Annotated in this window: 17 protein-coding genes and 1 pseudogene; all 18 read left to right on the top strand. The window is 40.3% G+C overall.

Translation table 11 applies throughout. From position 1 onward, the window contains the following. The 18 genes and pseudogenes from I6J02_RS02280 to I6J02_RS02200 all read left to right on the top strand — a co-directional run bounded on the left by I6J02_RS02280 (nucleotide 1) and on the right by I6J02_RS02200 (nucleotide 18,173). Nucleotides 1-1,284 carry a BACON domain-containing protein gene (locus I6J02_RS02280; RefSeq protein WP_201680228.1) on the top strand — a complete coding sequence of 428 codons (1,284 nt, stop codon included), beginning with the start codon at nucleotides 1-3 and terminating at the stop codon, nucleotides 1,282-1,284. A 315-nt stretch (nucleotides 1,285-1,599) separates the two neighbouring features. Next, entirely contained in the window at nucleotides 1,600-2,382 is a 783-nt protein-coding gene (locus I6J02_RS02275; protein ID WP_201680227.1) for a fatty acid desaturase family protein, read from the top strand. 41 nt (nucleotides 2,383-2,423) lie between these two features. Further along, entirely contained in the window at nucleotides 2,424-3,338 is a 915-nt protein-coding gene (locus I6J02_RS02270; RefSeq protein WP_201680226.1) for an ATP-grasp domain-containing protein, read from the top strand. Nucleotides 3,339-3,791: 453 nt separating this feature from the next. Continuing rightward, on the top strand, nucleotides 3,792-4,931 hold the full coding sequence (locus tag I6J02_RS02265; protein WP_201680225.1) for an acyltransferase family protein: 1,140 nt from the start codon (nucleotides 3,792-3,794) through the stop codon (nucleotides 4,929-4,931). Between the two features lie 336 nt (nucleotides 4,932-5,267). Then, on the top strand, nucleotides 5,268-6,323 hold the full coding sequence (locus I6J02_RS02260) for a S66 peptidase family protein (RefSeq protein ID WP_201680224.1): 1,056 nt from the start codon (nucleotides 5,268-5,270) through the stop codon (nucleotides 6,321-6,323). A 150-nt stretch (nucleotides 6,324-6,473) separates the two neighbouring features. After that, the gene (locus tag I6J02_RS02255) at nucleotides 6,474-6,857 is read left to right on the top strand and encodes a hypothetical protein (protein ID WP_201680223.1); all 384 of its coding nucleotides are present in this window, start codon (nucleotides 6,474-6,476) and stop codon (nucleotides 6,855-6,857) included. Nucleotides 6,858-6,978: 121 nt separating this feature from the next. Next, on the top strand, nucleotides 6,979-8,517 hold the full coding sequence (locus I6J02_RS02250; RefSeq protein WP_201680222.1) for a sulfatase: 1,539 nt from the start codon (nucleotides 6,979-6,981) through the stop codon (nucleotides 8,515-8,517). 109 nt (nucleotides 8,518-8,626) lie between these two features. After that, on the top strand, nucleotides 8,627-9,238 hold the full coding sequence (locus I6J02_RS02245) for a DNA alkylation repair protein (RefSeq protein ID WP_201680221.1): 612 nt from the start codon (nucleotides 8,627-8,629) through the stop codon (nucleotides 9,236-9,238). A 246-nt stretch (nucleotides 9,239-9,484) separates the two neighbouring features. Further along, on the top strand, nucleotides 9,485-10,183 hold the full coding sequence (locus I6J02_RS02240) for a response regulator transcription factor (RefSeq protein WP_201680220.1): 699 nt from the start codon (nucleotides 9,485-9,487) through the stop codon (nucleotides 10,181-10,183). Beyond that, nucleotides 10,167-11,549: a sensor histidine kinase gene (locus I6J02_RS02235; RefSeq protein ID WP_201680219.1), complete on the top strand. Its 1,383-nt coding sequence runs from the start codon at nucleotides 10,167-10,169 to the stop codon at nucleotides 11,547-11,549. Before I6J02_RS02240 ends, I6J02_RS02235 begins: the two co-directional genes overlap by 17 nt. A gap of 79 nt (nucleotides 11,550-11,628) precedes the next feature. After that, nucleotides 11,629-12,834, top strand: a complete 1,206-nt coding sequence (locus I6J02_RS02230) for a porin (RefSeq protein ID WP_201680218.1) — start codon at nucleotides 11,629-11,631, stop codon at nucleotides 12,832-12,834. 46 nt (nucleotides 12,835-12,880) lie between these two features. Then, the gene (ureA, locus tag I6J02_RS21710) at nucleotides 12,881-13,183 is read left to right on the top strand and encodes an urease subunit gamma (RefSeq protein WP_003010203.1); all 303 of its coding nucleotides are present in this window, start codon (nucleotides 12,881-12,883) and stop codon (nucleotides 13,181-13,183) included. Nucleotides 13,184-13,201: 18 nt separating this feature from the next. Next, nucleotides 13,202-13,498, top strand: a pseudogene (gene ureB, locus I6J02_RS21705) (urease subunit beta); the annotation flags it as partial. A gap of 94 nt (nucleotides 13,499-13,592) precedes the next feature. Then, complete coding sequence (ureC, locus tag I6J02_RS02220; RefSeq protein WP_236582258.1) at nucleotides 13,593-15,449, top strand: urease subunit alpha; 1,857 nt, start codon at nucleotides 13,593-13,595, stop codon at nucleotides 15,447-15,449. Continuing rightward, nucleotides 15,449-15,979 (top strand): urease accessory protein UreE, encoded by a 531-nt coding sequence (locus I6J02_RS02215; RefSeq protein WP_201680217.1) that lies wholly within the window; start codon nucleotides 15,449-15,451, stop codon nucleotides 15,977-15,979. The genes ureC and I6J02_RS02215 overlap by 1 nt, the downstream gene beginning before the upstream one ends. Next, on the top strand, nucleotides 15,945-16,631 hold the full coding sequence (locus I6J02_RS02210) for an urease accessory protein UreF (RefSeq protein ID WP_201680216.1): 687 nt from the start codon (nucleotides 15,945-15,947) through the stop codon (nucleotides 16,629-16,631). The genes I6J02_RS02215 and I6J02_RS02210 overlap by 35 nt, the downstream gene beginning before the upstream one ends. Before the next feature lie 11 nt (nucleotides 16,632-16,642). Further along, nucleotides 16,643-17,254 carry an urease accessory protein UreG gene (gene ureG / locus I6J02_RS02205; protein ID WP_002993342.1) on the top strand — a complete coding sequence of 204 codons (612 nt, stop codon included), beginning with the start codon at nucleotides 16,643-16,645 and terminating at the stop codon, nucleotides 17,252-17,254. A 7-nt stretch (nucleotides 17,255-17,261) separates the two neighbouring features. Next, nucleotides 17,262-18,173, top strand: coding sequence for an urease accessory protein UreD (locus I6J02_RS02200; RefSeq protein WP_201680215.1), 912 nt, complete (start codon nucleotides 17,262-17,264; stop codon nucleotides 18,171-18,173). Nucleotides 18,174-18,177 lie beyond the last annotated feature (4 nt).

The following is an 18,177-nucleotide window of genomic DNA, read 5'->3' as shown; positions in this document are numbered from 1 at the left end:
ATGAAATCCATGAAAACGACCTATTATTATACATTACAGGCTCTGCCAAAAGCAATATTTGCCTTTTGTCTTACCTTAACTATATTTTTTTCGTCCTGTAAGGATGAAAATGAAATAAACGATTCCTTAACCCTTAAGGATAATCCTTCGAAGATGGAATCTGTTGCAGACGGTTCGTTCCAAACCTTTACTGTACAGTCTGCCGGAAGTTGGAAAGTTCAGCCTTTGCGTAAAGAGCACTGGTTTAAGATCGATCCAGCAGAAGGTAACGGCGAAGGAACGTTCACCGTTACAGTGACCAAAAACACAGATCAGCAAGCGCGTGCGATGACTTTATTTTTTACCGTCAACGGACAGTTGCAAAGTAACGTACTGAAGATTGAGCAGGCTGCAGCTACAAACGGAGAACAGCAAAAGGATCCGTATCTGAAAATTGACGGCATTTCGGAAAAATTAGATGTCCCTGAAGCTGGTCTTACAGGTAATTATATTCTTCGTGCTACAGGGAAATGGAGAATAGCTCCCGGAGAAGACACAGACTGGGTGAGCATCTCTCCATCAGAGGGGTCCGGTGATACGCCTGTCACGATCAAGGTTAATAAGAATACGGATATTGAGCGTACCGCAAATCTGCTCTTGTTTCTGGATGAGGTACAGCAAACTGCTCCGCTGACGATTTATCAAAAAGGAGTGAAGCTGCAGGTCGAGGGTGACGTTGTTTTGAATGAGAACTTCTCCTGGTTAACGTATGGAAGTGAAATTTTTAGTGTAACCACCGGTGAAACAAGGATTGGCTCCTGGACTTCAGCTGAAGTAGCTAAAGGCTGGACAAGTACTATCAATACGACCGAAGGAGGAGGAAGTTATGCTTCTATTTATGCACGTCCGGGTTTTATAAAATTGGGCAGGACTAATTACGGAGGGGATCTTATTTCTCCGAAACTTGCTAATGTACAACGTACCAAAAACCTTTTGGTTACCTTTAAAGCTGTCCGCTATGCCAGCGGTGATCATAATCTTCTTACCGTAGGTGTCAAAGGGCCGGGAAAAGTGAGTGTAAGTGAGTTTAAAATCAATAATTTAGCTGCTACAAATTCTAATCTGGAATCCTGCCGGGCTTCATGGCAAGCTCCGGAAGCGACCTATTCCTTTGTGATTACAGGAGCGACTTCTGAAACCCAATTTTGGCTTTTAGGAGGAGCTTTTGACCAGCGTTCCGGTAACTGGCCATCAACTGTAAACCGTATTTTTATTGATGATGTCGTCGTTAAGGTTACGAAATAAATAAAGTAAACATATCTCAGCTTAAAAGCCCTGACAAAAGTCAGGGCTTTTCTATTTACGGCCGGATGAGAAGGTAAATCTTGTCTGTCGCAAGCGTCCGCTTGTGACACAATGGTATAAAGCACAATTAGTGCTATGTTCATGCTTGTGCTATAAGAAGCCAAAGGCTTAGTGGGTGTAGTTATTTCATTACATATAATGAAATATTGAAGAAAATTAAATTCATATATAGAAATACTGTTGAGGAAAATAAATATATTAGTTTCGTCTAAATAACTATAGTTGTCTATTCTGTTAACGAAAAATCATTTTATTATGACACATCAGGAACTATTAAAAAAAGTCGAATGGAAAGACTTGAAAATGTTAACATGGAGAGAAATGATAATCGAAAACAATTTGACAATTCCATGGTTTGTCATCTCAATTGCCCTCGCTTATTCTGGTAGTTACATTTTAGCTCTCCCTTTTTCAGCCTTTTTCTTTTTAACAGGATTAAGGCAAGTTCATAATGGATTTCACAACTCACTCGGTACAAACAAATTTCTGACCTGGTTATCTCTGTATATTAACAGTATTTTAATGTTGGTTTCTATTCATGCAGTGAAATTTAATCATATAAGACATCATAAATATTGCTTGTCGGAAGACGATTATGAAGGCAAGTCTGCAAATATGACCTGGTATGGAGCCATTTTATACGGACCGGTTCATATGTTTTTGATTCATAAAGTAACCTGGCAATTAGGAAACAATAGTTACCGAAGAAATATGGTTTTGGAACTTATTTCTATAGCTGTTTTTGTTTGCATTGTTTTCTATTTCAAGATAGATTTCTTGATTTATCATATTATCGTGATGCTAATCGGAGAATTTTTAATGGCATTTTTTGCTGTTTGGACTGTACACCATGATACACACGAAAGCCCGGAATATGCAAGAACCCAGAGAAGCTGGTGGAAAAATAAGCTGACATTCAGTATGTTTTATCATTTAGAACATCATCTGTTTCCTGCGGTTCCAACGATTAAACTTCCTGAACTTGCAAAAAGGATTGATGAAGCGTTACCTGAAATTGAAAAGAAAAATACGTTTTAAAAACTGTCTGTTAGGTAAGTGAAATGAATACTGCAAACAAAATGAAAGAACAGCATTATATATTATTTTGTAAAGACCCCTTTGAACGGAACAAAGTTGATCAGGATTTTGAAGATGAATTTATTTCTGCAAGAGAGAATGGATTTGAAACGCTATTGTTCAACTTTGAAGATCTGACGTCTACAGACCGGTTTTCTATTTCGACGGAAGGAATAAGGCATAATAAAAAATTAGTAAATATAATTTACAGAGGCTGGATGCTGACACCTCAGCAATATTCTATTCTCTATAATGAATTACTATCAAAAAACTTTAGACTTATTAATTCTGTCAAAGAATATCAGAATTGTCATTATTTACCAGACAGTTTAAAATTCATTGAAAACAGTACCGCAAAAACTGTTTTTGAAAAATTTGACAATAAGAATAGTATTGACAAACTCATAGAAAAATCAAAAGTTTTCGGACAAAACCCTGTAATTCTAAAAGATTATGTTAAATCCGAAAAACACAATTGGGAAACTGCTTGTTATGTGGCAGATGCTTCTGACGAAGACAAATTAAAAAAGTCTATACTTAAGCTTGTAGAACTTCGTGATAAATATTTAAACGAAGGAATTGTTGTGAGAGAATTTATCGAACTTAACAGCTTAATACTTCACTCAAAAAGCGGAATGCCTTTGACCGAAGAATATCGATTGTTTTTCTGCAACAACAAACTTATCGGCAGTTACGATTATTGGGAGGAAGGGGAATACAAACTTGAAAGGCCAGATACTGTGGAATTTGAAAAAATTGCAAAACAAATTAGAAGTAATTTTTTTAGTATGGACATTGCCCGGCAAAAAAATGGAAAATTCATAATCATAGAACTTGGAGATGGACAAGTAGCAGGACTTCCGGACAAGACAAACATAAAAGAGTTTTACCGGCAACTGAAAATTTTATGCAGTTAAGCTCTGCAGCACTGACGTTCGTTTGTGACCTAAAAATAAAAGCACAAGCACAAGCTCCGCTATGCTAAAGCTTGCGCTATAAGAGGCGGATGAGAAGGCAAACTCTTGTCTGGCGCAAGCGTCCGCTTGTGACCTCTGACCATAAAATCATAAGCTATGCTAATGCTTGCACTATAACAATAATCTTTAGGAAGACGCTAAATCCTCTTTGGGACAAGTATCCAGTTGTGATTCCAAGGAAAAGCACAAGCACCGCTATGCTAATGCTTGCGCTAGAAGTGGGCAGCAACATACGCAGCTAGCGCATTTGCCTTCATCCTCTACTCTTAGGAGCAAGTGTCCGCTTGTAACATAAACATATTAATGGGATAAAGACTATATTGTCATTTGGTGGGTTGGTTTTAAATAATTAATTTTCAGTGTTATATACTTTCAAAATAATCAACCTTTTGTATGGCCAGCATAAATCGTTATTACAAACCCGAATTAGATGTACTTCGTTTTTTTGCATTTCTTTCTGTATTCTTTGTTCACAGATTAGATCTGGCGCCTGTAGATCCTGAAAAATATTACTGGGGATATCACCTTAGCCTCGTAGGTAATTACGGAGTACCTTTATTCTTCTTTCTAAGTGCGTTTTTAATTACCGAATTACTGACAAGAGAGCAGCAGCAATTTGGAAAAATCAATGTCAGATCATTTTATATGCGGCGTATTTTACGTATCTGGCCACTCTATTTCACATTTTTTTTCGGAATGGTTTTATTGACATCGACAACGGATCAGTTTGGTGCAAAGATTCCTTCGGATGCACAGTTGGCATTTACATTTTTCTCAGGAAATTGGTATATTACTTTTAACGAATGGCAATCCTATTGCATTAACCCCTTATGGAGTGTATCTGTCGAAGAGCAGCTCTATATTTTGCTTCCTTTGGTTTTGTTCTTTACCGGCAGGAATGGACTTAAGGCAGGCTCTTATGTAGCACTGGCAGGAGCTTATGCGACCATTGTTTATTATGCTTTGCAACCAACAGAGGGGTTTAACGGTCAGTGGACTAACAGCTTTGTACAATTTCAATTCTTTGCGGCCGGCATTCTTTTATCTGTTTATTTAAAAGGCTGGCAACCCGATTGGGGTTTCATTCCCAGAATCGGATTATTTATTGCAGGATATGCTTGTTGGTTGACCGCATCCATGGCCTGCAAGGTCACAGCAGATGCACCGCATCTGACAACCGTTTCGGAATCGATAACCGGCTGGTTACTGATATTGACTGGTGTTATGTGTTTTTTCTTTTCCTTGTACGGTGCTTCTCCCAGATTCATGCCCAAGCTATTCGTGTATCTGGGGAGGATCTCCTACGGAATGTATGTCTTTCATATTACTGTCTATTGGATTACCTATACTATATTCAAAGATGAACTTGTTTTTTTTAGTGAAAGGATAGGTTTGCCGGAATGGAAAAATAATGTGGGTGCAATCGTTGCTTTTATTGTTACGGTAACAATTGCTGCTCTCTCGTACAGGTTCTTTGAAAAACCTTTTCTGCGGTTGAAAAAGAGATTTACATTTATTCCATCGAGAGACTAATAAAAGCACAACCTGTAGTCGAAGATCGTAAGGATAACTGAGAGGTTAGCTGAAGTTTGCCCTCTTTGGGACAAGTATCCGCTTGTGATCTCAAGGAAAAGCACAGCACCGCTACGCTAAAGCTTGCGCTAGGGTATAGAATAGACTAAGCTAAAAGAATATCACATAGCCTGCGTCGGTTGGCGTCCCCGCCAACTGCTAACAGATACGGATGAGGTACTGGTGAATTCGCATAGTTACACAGATCACTAAAAGGATTGAAAACTAATTTTGGGCAATCTCTTGCGCTTAAATTATAGTAACTTTACCGTTCATCACCTGCAAATTTCATGTTGTATGCTTAATAATACAGATCTTATTGAACTAATTGTTCCGAAAGCGTTGTCAAAAGGAGATAAAGTTGCCACTATTTCTATGTCGTGGGGTGCTGCCGGCGAATTACCATACCGCTATCTGAAAGGAAAGGAACGCCTGAGCCAAATTTTTAATCTTGAGGTCACTGAAACCAGACATGCGCTACATTCTGCAGAATGGATCTATAATAATCCGGAAGCCCGGGCTAACGATTTAATGGAAGCCTTTTCAGACTCTTCTATCAAGGCTGTTATCTCCAATATTGGCGGAGATGACAGTGTACGGATGCTAAAGTATATCGATCTGAATATTATTAAAAACAATCCTAAGATATTTCTGGGATTTTCAGACAGTACCATTACTCATTTTATCTGTCTTAAAGCCGGTTTAAGTTCGTTCTATGGTACATCGCTGTTAGTCGGTTTTGCAGAAAATCAGGCTATGCATGATTACCAGATCAATGATATCAGGAAAACATTATTTTCCCCTGTAGCCATTGGACAAATTATTCCAAATAATGAAGGCTGGACTACCGAATTTCTGGACTGGTTTGATATTACTCTGCAGGATGTAAAGAGAACCTTATCACCTGTTGATAACTGGAATTTTATAAGAGGAAATACTCGTGTACAGGGACGCTTGATCGGAGGCTGTATGGAAGTGCTGGAAATGCTCAAAGGAACAGATTACTGGCCTGCTCCTGAAGTCTGGAGAGATAGCATTCTGTTTTTCGAAACTTCGGAAGACAAACCTAAGCCGGCGTATATCAGATGGTGGTTAAGAAATTATGCAGCAACGGGAATACTCCAGAGTGCTAAAGGAATTATCTTTGGAAGACCTTATGACAATATGTATACAGAGCAGTATGAAGCTGAAATTTTGAAAGTGCTGGATGAAGAAGGCCTGTATGATTTGCCGGTTATTACACGTATGGATTTTGGTCATACCTGTCCTACTTTTACTATTCCATACGGAAGATTAGCGGAAATCAACTGTGTAAATAAAACATTTTCGATACTGGAAAACGGAGTGAACTGATCTTTGAGAAAGTGGAAGAATATAGTAAAGATAAAGAGTTGTCCCATTTCCTCTAATTTAGTACTGCTTTAAGAATGTTTTTTCTTTAATTTAGCAGACTTAGTCAACACAAATGTGTTCATACCAAGACAAAATTACCTGAAATAAAAAATGAAATTCAAACCGTTCTCACAGACTAAATACGTGTGGATAATACTCATCCTGCTTGCTATAATTGCGATCATATTTAAATCAAGTTACAGACAATATATTTATACAAACCAGATCAATGATTTCGGAGTTGCTGACGCTTCACCCAATTTCTTTGCAGGGCTTATTCTGGTGATCTTCTATTTTACTCAATACCAGAAGATAAGTTTACAGAAGCACGCTCTATTTACTGCGGTAGGACTCATAGGATATGAGTTAATACAAGGCACAGTTTTCAAAAACAACTACTTTGATTATAAAGATATAATTGCGTCCATTCTGGGCGCCTTTGCAGGATATCTTTTATGTTCAAAATTTAAATCATTCATGGCGAATGATAAGTAGCTTTTAATCTCATGCTCTAGCCTGAGAAAGGTCAGTCCCCATTGGAGAAATAAATGTATCTTGCATATTGAAGTTCGGAGTATCCATTCATTACCAATACCTGATCTAGATTTCACTACTTATGATAAGATCTTACAGCACAAAATTAGCCTGGACTATTATTTTTTTAGTGTTGGCCTGGAAAGCAGAAGCTCAATCAGCACCACCTAATGTTGTCGTATTTTTTGTCGATGATCTGGGTTGGCAGGATATGTCTGAGCCTTTCTATAAAGAAGTTACTCCTATAAACAGGAAATTTCACACTCCAAATCTGGAAAAACTGGCCAGAGAGTCCGTAAAATTTACGAATGCCTATGCTACTCCTGTGTGTACGCCATCACGTGTCAGTTTTCTGACCGGTTTGAATGCGGCACGTCATCGGGTAACTAACTGGACGCATCCTGTAGCCAACCGTCCGACAGATAATAAAGATGAAATCTTGTCTCCACCAGACTGGAATATTAATGGTTTAAGCCCTGTGCCTGATATTGAACATACGGTGTTTGCGACTCCCTTACCCAAGTTGTTACGTGATCAGGGTTATTTTACCATTCACGTCGGTAAAGCACATTGGGGATCAGCCGGTACGCCAGGTGCCAGCCCGTTAAATCTGGGATTTATGGTAAATATTGCGGGACACTCTGCAGGACATCCGCAAAGCTATTATGGCGAACAAAACTATGGTAACCTTCCCGGCAAAACGAGCTATCAGGCCGTTCCCGACCTGATGGAATATTTTGGAACATCTACATTTCTCACAGAAGCACTTACCAGAGATGCCTTAAAGTCGCTGGAAGAACCTCTGAAAAGAAAGCAGCCCGTCTTTTTGAATTTTTCCAATTATGCCGTTCATGTTCCTATTCAGGCAGATCCTCGCTTTGTACAGCGCTATCTCGATGCAGGACTGGATAGTACGGAAGCAGCATATGCTTCTTTGATAGAAGGATACGATAAGAGTATTGGTGATATTGTCCGGTATTTAAAGGATCATGATGCCTATGATAATACTGTCATCTTATTTGTCAGTGATAATGGAGGATTAAGTCTTACTCCCGCACGTTCGGGTGAAATGCATACTCAGAATCTACCTTTACGTGCAGGGAAAGGATCTGTTTATGAAGGTGGTATCAGAGTACCCTTGCTGATCAAAAATGTAAAGAGCCGTAAACCGAAAGTGGAAGATACACCCGTTATTATGGAAGATCTGTTTCCGACAATACTGGAGATCGCAGGCGTTCGGAACAGCAATATGGAACAAAAACAGATCGACGGACATAGTGTATGCGCTTTGCTGGAAGGAAAGGCTGATGATTCGTGGAACAGCAGAAGCCTGATCTGGCATGTGCCTAATAAATGGATCAATATAGACGGACCCGGAATCAATTTTTTCTCTGCCATCCGGAAAGGGGATTATAAACTTCTCTATGATATGAAACGAGGGAAACTGGAACTCTATAATATAACGGAAGATATAGGCGAAAAAAACGATCTGAACTTAAAAATGAGATCCAAAACCATTGAATTGAGTAAGCTGCTATCGGATGAGCTGCGGAGCCGGGAGGCCCAGATGCCAACGGACAAACGGACAGGTCAGTTAATAAAATACCCGGATCAACTGTGAGTCATAAACTGTTCCATACGCTAAATTTTAATTAACCTGCCAGAGTAGAATAACGGTGTAGCTGGCTCCGTTTTTTTTATAATTTTCCAATAGTAAAAGGAGGACAAAGATGCAAGAGTTTGACTTTATACAAAGAATAATAAAAACAGAACATGGATTTAAACCCTTTGAAGACGAGGCTTCCAGGATATTTCGGTCTTACTCCTTAGAGGATTCTAAAAATACAGCTCTCGAACTTTTGCATCATGATTTTTGTCAGGTCCGTTCGGTAGGAATCTTTATCCTCGGATTTATTGCTTCGGAAGATAAGGCGGTTCTTTCTGTGCTAAAGGAATGTGCCCGTAACGATGAGAGCTGGCAGGTACAGGAGATCATCGCAAAGGCCTTTGATCAGTTTTGCCGGGACAACGGTTATGAACATTCATTACCCGAAATCAAACAATGGTTAGGCGAAAAGCACCCGAATATTTGCAGGGCAGTTACAGAGGGATTAAGAATCTGGACAAGTCGTCCTTACTTTAAAGAGCATCCACAAGAAGCAATCCGATTGATTAGTCTGCACAATGCAAGTGACAGTGAATATCTTCGTAAATCGGTTGGAAATTCTTTACGGGATATCCATAAAAAATACCCTGAGTATGTTGAAAGTGAGATTTCTCAATGGGATCTGTCAGATGACAGGATTGCACATACATATAAGTTTGTTCTCAGAAAGCAGTAAAAATTGAACGGGATATTTCCGGCTTAATTACAACGTATATTTATCTGTTTTTGATCATTATCGCGTCATATTGAATGAAAAATTGTTTCAGTGTAAACTGATTAGTAAAATTAAATTACAATATTTGTGGTTAGGGAAATTTTTCACCCGGAGAATCCTGCGACAACATTTTGTAAACAAGTTGTTCATTACTGCATAGCACACATAACTGTTTATACTCTGGGCTTTCATTTTAATTAAGAAGATTTGGAAATATTATTGGTAGAGGATGACAGCGCTGTAGTTTCGCTAATTCGTCGGGGATTATCCGAATTGAATTTCAATATTTCAGTAGCGCTCAACGGTCTTACGGGACTGGAGATGGCTGTTTCGGGCAGTTATGACTTGATTATTCTTGATGTTATGCTTCCGGGGATGGACGGATTAAAAGTCTGCCGTAATATCCGCCAGCAAAAGAAAAATGTTCCTATTCTTATCCTTTCTGCTCTTGATCAGCCCGAAGATATAGTAGACGGATTCAAAAGTGATGCAGATGACTACCTGACGAAACCTTTCAATATGGAAGAACTAAAAGCCCGTGTCAGTAGATTCTCCAGAAAAATAAGTCATACAGGAATAGTCGAAGAAAATACCAACTTACAATTTGCAGATCTTACTCTGGATTACAGCAGCAAGATCGCAAAACGTCAGGATGCGGATATCGCTCTTACTGCTACCGAATTCCGCCTGCTAGAGTTCCTTATGAAAAACCAAAAGCGGGTAGTATCCAGAATAGATATCCTGGAAGGTGTATGGGGGATGGATTTCAATCTCAGTACCAATGTAGTGGACGTGTATATCAATTACCTGCGTAATAAAATCGACAAAGGATATAACAAGAAGTTGTTACACACAGTTGTAGGTATGGGCTATGTCTTAAGAGATATTGATGAGATTAAGAACTAAAATAATCCTTCTTTTTAACCTGATCTGCTGGACGCTCATTATTGGGTTTGCGCTCTATATTTCTTATTTCACACGTGATAGTTTACAGACCAAATTTTTCCACCGGCTGGAAGAGAATGCCAAAATTGTGGGAAAGCATACCATTGAAAAAGCCGAACACATAAATGAGTTATACTATGAGGTGATGCGCCCTTATCTTCGTCAGCTGACAGAAGGAAAAGATTACATCATACGGATAGATAAAGGTGAAAAACAAATCTATTCCAAGCCTGATCTGCCCGTGCCTGCTGATTTTTATAAGGAAGTAATTTCCTCCGGACAGGCGCAGTATATGGATAAAGATACTGCATATTTTGCACTCTATTTTCATGGGCCGCCTGCTGAGAAAGACCTTATTATTGTTTCCTCAGGACGCGATGATTACGGTCTGGGAGAGCAGGTCAGTCTGGACAGGACACTGATAAATGCAGGTTTGTTCAGCATTGTGATTGTAGCTCTTATTTCCTATCTCTTTGCCCGGCATATTATTAAACCTATTGCTACGATTAATAAAGAAATTGATAAAATCAGTATTTCTAACCTAAATCTCAGACTTGACAAACCCAATCAGGTCAATGATGAGGTCTCCATGCTTGTCGATAGCTTTAACGATATGATCAGTCGTCTGGAGTTATCTGTCAAGTCCCAGAAAAGTTTTATTGCCAATGCTTCTCATTCTTTTCGGACACCGCTTACTATTATAAAAGGGGAGGCTGAACTTACTTTGCGTGACAAGAGTCTGGGTGATGAATCGGTAAAGTCTTTGAAAAATATAATTGCAGAGACAGACAGTATTATCGGTATGATTAACAATCTGCTGATGATAGCACGATCCGGTTTGGAAGACAGCAAGAAGGATTACCATACTGTGCGTATGGATGAAGTGTTGTTCAAAGTGATCAGTTCCGAAAGACAGGCGGAAGATTATCAGTCCATTCACCTGGATTTTGAAGCTATGCCGGAGGACAGTTCGCTCATGGAAGTATATGGCAATGCCAATCTGTTGTTTATTGCGCTTAGTAATATTGTATCCAATGCCTGTAAATACGGCAAGGATCTCGATGTCCGCATATCCTTAAGTTCTGTCAGAAACAATGTGGTCATCAATATTCAGGATCAGGGAATAGGTATCCCGGATCAGGAACAGAAATTTGTGTATGATTCCTTTTACAGAGCATCCAATGTACAGAATATACATGGTACAGGATTGGGATTGCTGCTTGCCAAAAATATTATTGATCTTCATGACGGAGACCTGATACTCCATTCCAAAGAAGGAGAAGGGACACATGTGCGTGTGGTATTACCCGGGAATAAAATATTCTAAGACTATTCTAATCTCATTCTTATGAGTTTCTAAATCGGTAGAGGTATCCTTGTTAAAATCAAGGTATCTCACTTCATTTATGAAACGTATAACATTTACAGTTCTTCTTACCGGGTTAATTCATGTGGTTTGCGCACAGCAAAATCGTAGTTCTTTGTTAAATCCCTCTGGTCAGGTGGTAAGTAAAGACGATTCTTTGCAAAATGCAGAGCCCGATCGTGCACAGCTTTTCAAGTTTGATGTCCTGCTACGGACGGCTTTTGATGCCGATAATCTGGGAAAAGAAGAGGCCCTGAGCCGCTTTAATCTGGAAGAAGTCCGTCTTTTGCTGCATGGAGACTATAATGATCGCCTGTCTTATAAAGTAAGATTCCGGCTCAACAGATCCTTTTCGCCTTTAGGTCTGGACAATTCTTCTCAGGCGTTGGATTTTGCAGCCATAGAATACAAATTCGGTAAAAAAAGAGACTGGTCTGTGACACTTGGAAAACAGAGTGCTATGGTAGGCTCCTACGAATTTGAAAACAATCCCATCTACGAATTTATGTTTACCGACTATGTAGACCGTATATTAAATCTGTTTGTGGTCGGAGGTAAACTTGCCTATAATGTAAATCCGGACCACAGTTTTCATATACAATTATACAATACAGTCAACAATACTTTTGATACCCATCTGGCCAATAATGGTTTTGTAATGGGAGACCTGAAACGGGCTAAAGCACCTGTAGGCGGGTATTTTACCTGGGTAGGTTCATTTGCCGATAAGCGTTTTCAGACCAAATGGTCTTATAATCTGGCACAGTTTGCAGAAGGAAGAGCTACTCAGGCTGTTTCACTTGCCAATAAATACAAGACTGATAAACAGATGATCTATCTGGATCTGCAATACTCTCATATGGGTGCGGATCATGCACTTATTGGATCCAGAGCTATCAATGATTTCTATGCCCGGACAGGTGATCAGCGTCAGCTGGCTAAAAATGTGGTATACAAATCTGCGGTATTACGTTATGATCAGTTTCTGGATGATAAATGGGAAGTAGCACTTAAAGGTGCTGTAGAAACTGCCGGAAGTAAGGATGACGAAACCGTCGGTAATAATTTCAGAACAAACTACACCTATTTCGCCGCGTTACAGCACAAGCCCTTCAAAAAACAGGATTTACGATTCTATGTAGGATATGTGGGCAATAGTGTGAGATATGCCGACCGGATGGCTATGGATAAAACACAGTTCAACAGATTGACTGTCGGAGGATACTTTACCATTCCTGTTTATTAGGTAATCAACAACTAAAAGAAGGTCTTATTTTAATATTCAAAACAGCATGCATTTAACACCAAGAGAAACAGAAAAGTTAATGTTGCATCTAGCAGGAGAACTAGCAGCAAAGCGATTAAAACGAGGAGTGAAACTTAATTATCCGGAGAGTATTGCTTACATCAGTGCCGAACTAATGGAGAAAGCACGGGATGGAAAAAGTGTTGCAGAACTGATGGAATGGGGTACTAAATTACTGAAAAGAAAACAGGTGATGGAAGGTGTTCCGGAGATGATACACGATGTACAGATTGAAGTTACATTTCCGGATGGTACCAAACTGGTGACCGTTCATAATCCTATCCGATAACATTTAAAAAACAAATTTATGGTACCTGGAGAATACTTTTTGAAAGCCGGAGATATTAAAGCGAACGCCGGCTACAAGACAATACATGTGGTGGTTGCCAATACAGGCGATCGTCCGATACAAATCGGATCACACTATCATTTTTTCGAAGTGAATAAAGCTTTAGAGTTCGATCGCGAAAAAACCTTTGGTATGCGCCTGAATATTCCGGCGAGTACAGCGGTAAGGTTCGAACCCGGAGAAAAGAAAGAAGTCATTTTGGTAGAAATTGGCGGAGATAAGGAAATACACGGTTTCAATGGCCTGACCAATGGAAAGTACACCAGTGAAAAGGTTAAATCTGCCGCAATTTCTAAAATGAAAAAACAACAGTTTAAATCATCTCAATAACTTTTTAAAAGAACGTATTATGAGTGAATGGAATAGAAGAGACTGGATTAAGATCGTAGGTCTGGCTTCCGCAAGTATCGCAACGACTAAACTTAATGCCTTAGGTCTCGAAAAATTAGGGCTTGATAAATCATCTATCCGTTATGATGAAGATGGCGGACTGTATATACCCCGACATAAATATGCATCACTTTTCGGACCAACAACAGGCGATAAAGTACGCCTGGCTGATACCGAACTGATGATCGAAATCGAAAAAGACTATGCGGTATACGGAGAAGAGAATAAGTTTGGTGGTGGTAAAACTATCCGTGATGGTATGGGACAGTCTGCACGCGCCTTACGGGACGAAGATGTTCTGGATTTCTGTATCAACAATGTCATTATAATTGATCATTGGGGTATTGTAAAGGCCGATGTCGGTATCAAAGACGGTAAGATTGTAGGTGTTGGTAAAGCCGGTAATCCGGACGTACAGGATGGAGTTACCAAAGGAATGATCATTGGTCCGTCCACTGAAGTACACGGAGGTGCTGGTATGATCATGACAGCAGGAGGTATCGATACCCACATCCATTTTATCAGTCCTACACAAATCGAAACGGCTCTCTATAGCGGTGTGACTACCTTTATCGGAGGAGGAACCGGACCTGCTGATGGTACCAATGCTACTACAGTTACTTCCGGAAAATGGTTTATCCATAAAATGCTGGAAGCATTCGAAAATCTTCCGATCAATGTCGGTTTCTTTGGTAAAGGGAACGTGTCTACAACCAGACCTATTGAAGAACAGATTGAAGCAGGCGCATTAGGTGTTAAGATACACGAAGATTGGGGAGCTACACCCTCTACTATTGATGCAGCTCTGAAAGTAGCTGACAAGTATGATGTACAGGTGGCTATACATACCGATACCCTGAATGAGGCAGGTTTCCTTGAAGACACAGTAGCCGCTATCGATGGTCGTGTGATTCACACCTTCCATACAGAAGGTGCCGGCGGAGGACATGCTCCTGATATTATCAAGATTGCGATGTATCCTAATATTCTTCCTGCATCCACCAATCCGACAAAGCCGTTTACAGTCAATACTGCAGAAGAACATCTGGACATGCTGATGGTATGCCACCATCTGGACAAGAATGTGAAAGAAGATCTTGCCTTTGCAGATTCCCGTATACGTCCGCAGACCATTGCAGCCGAAGATATTTTACAGGACATGGGTGTCTTTTCCATTATGAGTTCAGACAGTCAGGCTATGGGACGTGTAGGTGAAGTTATCTCCCGTACCTTCCAGACTGCGCATAAAATGAAAGTACAACGTGGTCCGCTGGATCGTGACAGCGGTACAGGTAATGACAACTTCCGTGTAAAAAGATACATTTCCAAATTTACGATCAATCCGGCTAAAGCCCATGGTATTGATAAATATGTTGGTTCTATTGAACCCGGAAAATATGCCGATCTCATTCTCTGGAAACCTGAATTGTTTGGAGTCAAACCCGAAATGATTATCAAAGCCGGAATGGTTCTGGGTGCAAAAATGGGAGATGCCAATGCATCTATCCCTACACCTCAGCCAATTATATACCGTCAGATGTTCGGTAATTTCGGAAAGGCTGTGTCCAATATCTGTTTCAATTTTGTGTCTAAAGTCTCTATTGAAAACGGAACGATCGATTCGCTCAAACTGGCCAGAAAAAGCCTGCCGGTAGAAGGATGTCGTAAAGTGATGAAAAAGGACATGGTACATAATGATGCTACCCCGAATATTGTGGTGGATCCTGAAACATATAATGTAACAGTAGATGGTGTTTTAGCGACCTGTGAGCCTATGGGTGAACTTCCAATGGCACAACGCTACTTCCTGTTCTAATGATTCGTTCACATAACATAGCAGGCAATATCTATCGTTCATCCGAATCGTTTCAAGAACTTGAAAAAGATTTTCTGGAACTGGAATGGTATGAAGCGGACAAAGGTATTTTACGTCGGTTTACAACCGGAGGACGTGAGATTGGCTTTCGTAATCAGACGGCCCAATCCCTGGAGAATGGTGATGTTATCTTCAGGGACACGTCCTTGTGTGTGGCGATCCGGATTTTGCCTTGTTTATGTTTAGTGATACATCCGGCAAATATGCTGGAAATGGCAAATGTTTGTTTCGAAATAGGAAACCGGCATTTGCCTGTTTCTATCCGTTCCTCATCCGAGGTAGTGATTGCTTATGAGGACCCTTTATACCGGTTACTTGTGAAGCAGGGCTATCATACTGTAATTGAAGACCGGGTATTACAGCAGACACAGACGTTGCGTATCCATGAATGGACGCAGAAAACAAAATTTAAAATAACATTAGCAAGTAAGATAAATGAATCCTTTGTTGACCCTGCTGCAGATCAATGATTCTGTATTTCCAATCGGGAGTTTTACACATTCCTACGGCTTGGAAACATATATACACGAACGTATCGTACACAACAGTGTGACGGCACAGGAATATGCAGAATCCATGCTGAGACATAGTGTGTTTTATAATGATGCTGCATTTTTTCATCAGGCCTGGACCTTGTGTGAAGGTAAGTTTAGTAAAACAGCATTGCTGAAGCTGGATAATCTGGTTACTTCTCTCAAATCTCCTGCTGAAATCAGAGAGGCAAGCCGTAAGCTGGCTATTCGTTTTCTAAAGGTGGTAGAGAGTTTTAAGTCCGTAAAACGATGCCGGACTTATCTGGAGGCGATACAATCAGGAGAGGCCGGAGGACATTATGCAATTGCACTGGCGATGTATGCACAATCCCAGCAAATAGCATATTCCGATGCGTTAAGTGCATTTTATTACAATACTCTCAATGGTATGGTCACCAACTGCGCCAAGCTCGTGCCTATCAGTCAGATGGACGGACAGAAAATGATGTTTAATCTTCAGGGATTGATACAGGAGCTCGTCGGAAAACAAAAAGATATGGATCCTGATATGCTTGGCAACTGTTGCGTGGCACAGGATGTACGCTGTATGCAGCATGAGAAACTTTATACCAGGATTTACATTTCATAAGAATAACAGACATGGATAGAAAATATGTGAAAATAGGAGTGGCCGGACCTGTAGGTTCAGGTAAGACCGCTTTAATAGAAAGACTGACCAGACAGATGGCCACGGATTACAGCATCTGTGTAGTGACCAATGATATATACACCCGTGAAGATGCACAGTTTCTGCAAAAAAACTCTACTCTTCCTGCAGAACGTATTTCAGGTGTAGAGACAGGAGGTTGTCCGCATACAGCAATACGGGAAGATGCTTCTATGAACATTGAAGCAGTAGAAGAGCTGGTTCAGCGTTTTCCGGATACGGAAATCGTATTTGTGGAAAGTGGAGGAGATAATCTTACCGCAACATTTAGCCCTGATCTGGCAGACATTACCATCTTCGTAATCGATGTGGCAGAGGGAGAAAAGATTCCACGTAAAGGTGGTCCGGGGATTACCCGTTCGGATCTGCTGCTAATCAATAAAATAGATCTTGCGCCTTATGTGCATGCAGATCTGTCTGTCATGGAACGTGATGCAAAACGTATGCGCGGAGAAAGACCGTTCATCTTTACCAATCTGATGACATTAGAAGGACTGGAAGATGTAAAAAGCTGGATAAAAAAATATGCACTGTTAGAAAACTAGACCCGGAATGGAAAGTAGTATTAAGATCAATGTCGAAAGAGAAGGTACCTATAGTGTGTTGAAGGAAAGTTATCATAATGCTCCTTACAAACTGACACATTATGGCGCTCCGCGGGCACAGGAACATCTGGAGATGATCATTATGAGTGCCTCGCCCGGTATTATGGACGAAGATCATTTGGCTATTGATATCCGTGTAAAGAAAGATGCCCGTTTCAAACTGTTTACGCAGTCTTTTAATAAACTGCATCCCATGAAAAAGGGAGCAACACAGGATACGATAATCAAACTGGAAGCAAACAGTATACTGCAGTACGTCCCGCATCCTGTTACTCCTTTCAAAGATGCCATCTTTCGTGCAACCAATCGTATTGATATGCACGAGACGGCAACATTGATTTGGGGAGATATTATCAGTGCCGGCAGAATTTATATGAATGAAGCTTTCCAGTTTCAGAAAGTACACAGCCGTACAACACTGTACAGAGACGGGAAACTGATCTACACAGACAATCAATGCCTGATGCCACATGAGCAACCTGTCAGGAAGTTATTATTCTTTGAAGACTATACCCATCAGGCCGCTTTTATCTATTCAGGTCCGTTTGCCAAACTGATGAAGGAAGAGTTTGATGAGATACTGGCGGGATCATATGAAGATATTACTTTCGGTTTTACATACTGTGCAGATAACAGCATTTTGCTGCGGGCACTCGGACATGATGGTGAATTATTGTACAGCTTTCTGACGATGCTGTCGCAAATGTGCTGGGAATTTACCCTGCATCAGCAGCAATTGTTGATGAATGAAAGTGTATTACCAGCTCAAGAGACCCAGGAGGCTGGAGATACAGAAATTCCGAAGCCTAAAGCTCCGGCCGCAAAGAGAAAGAAAAGTAGAAAACAAGCGGCTGCTTAACATT

This window comes from Sphingobacterium spiritivorum (assembly GCF_016725325.1).
Taxonomy (GTDB): Bacteria; Bacteroidota; Bacteroidia; order Sphingobacteriales; family Sphingobacteriaceae; genus Sphingobacterium.
This window is presented reverse-complemented; position numbering and strand designations above follow the sequence as displayed.

Bases quoted from the DNA above. Each gene is read 5' to 3' on its own strand.
- I6J02_RS02280 (WP_201680228.1), top strand. From the start codon at position 1: ATGAAATCCATGAAAACGACCTATTATTATACATTACAGGCTCTGCCA.
- I6J02_RS02275 (WP_201680227.1), top strand. From the start codon at position 1,600: ATGACACATCAGGAACTATTAAAAAAAGTCGAATGGAAAGACTTGAAA.
- I6J02_RS02270 (WP_201680226.1), top strand. From the start codon at position 2,424: ATGAAAGAACAGCATTATATATTATTTTGTAAAGACCCCTTTGAACGG.
- I6J02_RS02265 (WP_201680225.1), top strand. From the start codon at position 3,792: ATGGCCAGCATAAATCGTTATTACAAACCCGAATTAGATGTACTTCGT.
- I6J02_RS02260 (WP_201680224.1), top strand. From the start codon at position 5,268: ATGCTTAATAATACAGATCTTATTGAACTAATTGTTCCGAAAGCGTTG.
- I6J02_RS02255 (WP_201680223.1), top strand. From the start codon at position 6,474: ATGAAATTCAAACCGTTCTCACAGACTAAATACGTGTGGATAATACTC.
- I6J02_RS02250 (WP_201680222.1), top strand. From the start codon at position 6,979: ATGATAAGATCTTACAGCACAAAATTAGCCTGGACTATTATTTTTTTA.
- I6J02_RS02245 (WP_201680221.1), top strand. From the start codon at position 8,627: ATGCAAGAGTTTGACTTTATACAAAGAATAATAAAAACAGAACATGGA.
- I6J02_RS02235 (WP_201680219.1), top strand. From the start codon at position 10,167: ATGAGATTAAGAACTAAAATAATCCTTCTTTTTAACCTGATCTGCTGG.
- I6J02_RS02230 (WP_201680218.1), top strand. From the start codon at position 11,629: ATGAAACGTATAACATTTACAGTTCTTCTTACCGGGTTAATTCATGTG.
- ureA (WP_003010203.1), top strand. From the start codon at position 12,881: ATGCATTTAACACCAAGAGAAACAGAAAAGTTAATGTTGCATCTAGCA.
- ureC (WP_236582258.1), top strand. From the start codon at position 13,593: ATGAGTGAATGGAATAGAAGAGACTGGATTAAGATCGTAGGTCTGGCT.
- I6J02_RS02215 (WP_201680217.1), top strand. From the start codon at position 15,449: ATGATTCGTTCACATAACATAGCAGGCAATATCTATCGTTCATCCGAA.
- I6J02_RS02210 (WP_201680216.1), top strand. From the start codon at position 15,945: ATGAATCCTTTGTTGACCCTGCTGCAGATCAATGATTCTGTATTTCCA.
- ureG (WP_002993342.1), top strand. From the start codon at position 16,643: ATGGATAGAAAATATGTGAAAATAGGAGTGGCCGGACCTGTAGGTTCA.
- I6J02_RS02200 (WP_201680215.1), top strand. From the start codon at position 17,262: ATGGAAAGTAGTATTAAGATCAATGTCGAAAGAGAAGGTACCTATAGT.